Origin of the sequence: Gorillibacterium massiliense, assembly GCF_000455485.1 — a bacterium.
In the GTDB taxonomy this organism is placed as follows: domain Bacteria; phylum Bacillota; class Bacilli; order Paenibacillales; family NBRC-103111; genus Gorillibacterium; species Gorillibacterium massiliense.
On record NZ_CBQR020000082.1, the window covers coordinates 1 to 2678 of the forward strand.

At 52.7% G+C, this 2678-nt stretch carries 3 protein-coding genes; all 3 read right to left on the bottom strand.

Annotated elements, in window-relative coordinates; all coding sequences use genetic code 11:
• A partial coding sequence (locus TJ79_RS09585) for an iron chelate uptake ABC transporter family permease subunit (RefSeq protein WP_052339434.1) occupies positions 1-933 on the bottom strand: 933 nt, incomplete at its 3' end.
• On the bottom strand, positions 930-1928 hold the full coding sequence (locus TJ79_RS09590) for a FecCD family ABC transporter permease (protein WP_040950086.1): 999 nt from the start codon (positions 1926-1928) through the stop codon (positions 930-932). The genes TJ79_RS09585 and TJ79_RS09590, both read right to left, overlap by 4 nt.
• Positions 1929-1931: 3 nt before the next feature.
• The coding region (locus tag TJ79_RS09595; RefSeq protein WP_040950088.1) for an ABC transporter substrate-binding protein at positions 1932-2678 on the bottom strand (747 nt) is incomplete at its 5' end.

Genomic DNA, 2678 nt, shown 5'->3' on the forward strand with positions numbered 1-2678 from the left:
GCCGTCCGGGTAGGCAACATTGCGGCCGATAAAATCCGCGACCAATAGCAGCCAACCGCCCAGCAGCATCGAGACAGGAACGAAGCTTTGCGACCTCTGGCCGACAAGCGCCTTCGCGATATGCGGTGCCATCAAGCCGATAAAGGAGATGCCGCCTGTCACCGAGACCGCAGCTGACGCCAGAGCCACTGCCGCGATGAGGAACAGCAAGCGTTCCTTTTGCAAACGAGTCCCTAGCCCCTGCGAGACCGGCTCGCTCAGATTAATCACGTTCAACGTGTTCATTTTATAGACAATATAAGGGATGATCAGAATGAGCCAAGGCAATAAAGCCAGAATGTACGGCCAATCCCCGCCCCAGATGTTCCCCGCCAGCCACTTGGTGATGAACTGGACCTTCTCCCGATCCGCCTTCGAGGTCAAGATGACCATCATTCCGGATAGAGCCGTCGAAATCCCGACGCCCGTCAGAACGAGGTTAATCGGCCGAACCCCCGTCTTGCGCCGGTAGGACATGATATAGATGAGAGCCGCCGTCAGGATTCCACCGAGTAGCGAAACGAGCGGAAACACATAGGCATTTTTCCCACCTACAGGGGTGAAGATGTAATAGAGAGCGACAGCTACGCCCGCCCCCGAGTTGATCCCCAGCAAGCCGGGATCGGCCAAATCGTTGCGCAGAATGCTCTGCAATAGAGCTCCCGACAGTGCCAGAGCCATCCCCGCCAGCAGGGTAATCAGCATTCTCGGCAACCGGATGTTGAAGAGAATGATCTTCTCCTTAGCCGTTCCCTCTCCCATAAAAGCAGGGATCAAACGGTCAAAATGCAAGGAAGCGTGCCCGACGGCAGCCCCCAAGATAAACGTCAGGATAATGAGAACAAATAGAGTGGCGATTGACCAGCTTCGTTTTCTTCTGGCGGCAGCATTCATGATTCCTTACCTCCTTTATTAACGATGAAGAGGAAGAAAGGAATACCCAAGACGGCGACAATCGCCGCGATCGAAGTCTCGAACGGGGCTTGAATCGTTCTCGCCACCGTATCGGCTGTAAGCATGAAAGTAGCTCCCATTAAGGCAGAGGCCGGGATGATGTATTTGTAATCCACGCCAACCACTTTTCTGGCCAGATGCGGGATCATTAAGCCAACGAAGATCAAATTGCCAGCCAACGCGACGGACACGCCTGCAAGCACGATTACCAGAATAAACAGAAGGATTTTGATGAGAATCGTATTTTGGCCCAGCCCCGTTGCTACATCCTCGCTCAAGCTCAGAATAGTAACTTGCCTGGACAGCAGGATCGAGAAAAAGACGCCGACCACGACAATGGGGATCAGGATCCGCAGCTGTTCCCAGCTCGTTCCAACGAAGCCGCCTGAGGTCCACATCGAAACATCCTTGGCAACTTTATAGTTAATGGCTACGCCCTGAGAGATGGCATAGAGAAAGGCAGAGACAGCGGCACCGGCAAGCACCAAGCGAATGGGAGAGAACCCGCTTTTGTTAGCTGAGCCGATGCCGAAGACCAGACCCGCTCCGACCGCTGCTCCGACAAAGCAAGCCAACACAATGTTTGTGAAGGACACCTGCACAGCCGCCGCCATCACGATCGCCAGCGCTAGATTCGCTCCAGCCGACAGTCCCAATAAGCCGGGGTCCGCCAACGGATTTCGGGTCATCCCTTGCATGATCGCCCCGGATACAGCAAGAGCAGCCCCGACAAACAGGGCTGCCAGCTCTCTGGGCAATCTCAATTCCCGGATAATCAGGATCTGCTCATTCACTTGATGAGTAAAGATGGCGCGAACCACATTGAGGGCGGTGATGTCCCTCGCACCCAAAACGATGGACGCGATGAATATGAGCACGAATAGAGCAGCCAATCCTATCATCTTTAATCCGAATGCCAGAGATCGATTCGTCATCGTTTATTTTCCTAGCATGCCATCAGTGATGAATTTCAACTGATATTCCAACGTGATCGGATCGTTGAAGTAGAACTGGGCTGCATCGGCAGTCAAAACGTGGTTCTTCTTAACCGCATCAATGTTCTTGTAGCTCTCCGTATCCAGGAAGGAATTGTCGGCATTGCTCGATTTGCTAAAGACGATGAAGTCGCCGCCCAGTTGAGGCAGGACTTCCGGCGAAATCGCCGAGTAGCCTTCCTTGGAGACCAGTTCCTTGACTTTATCCGTTTTCTTCAACCCCATCGCGTCGTACATGATCTCCGTTCCGCGGGCATAATTGTCGCCGAATACATAGAGGTCCTTCTCCCAGCTCTCGATAACCGTAACGCTGATGTCTCCCAGCTTCGCCTTAATTTCTTCTCCAGCCTTCTTGGCGCGTGCTTCGAAGTCGGCAACCCAAGCTTCCGCTTCTTTTTGTTTGTTCAAGATCTTGCCCAGCTCAACTACTCGAGTCAGATACGTTTGAGAAGAGTAGGTTAATCCAAGGGTTGGAGCGATCTCGCCCAATTGCTTCAGATTCGTCGCGTAGTCGTCCGTGATGATCAGGTCCGGATCCAGCTCGATGATCTGCTCGAGATTATCCGCGCTAACCTTCTTAACGTCCTTCAAGTAGTCTTTCATGAGCGGATTGTCATATGTAAAAGAATCAACTGCAATGACCGGTGCTCCCAAGAACAGAGCATGTCCTGCATAAGAACCGCTAAGTAC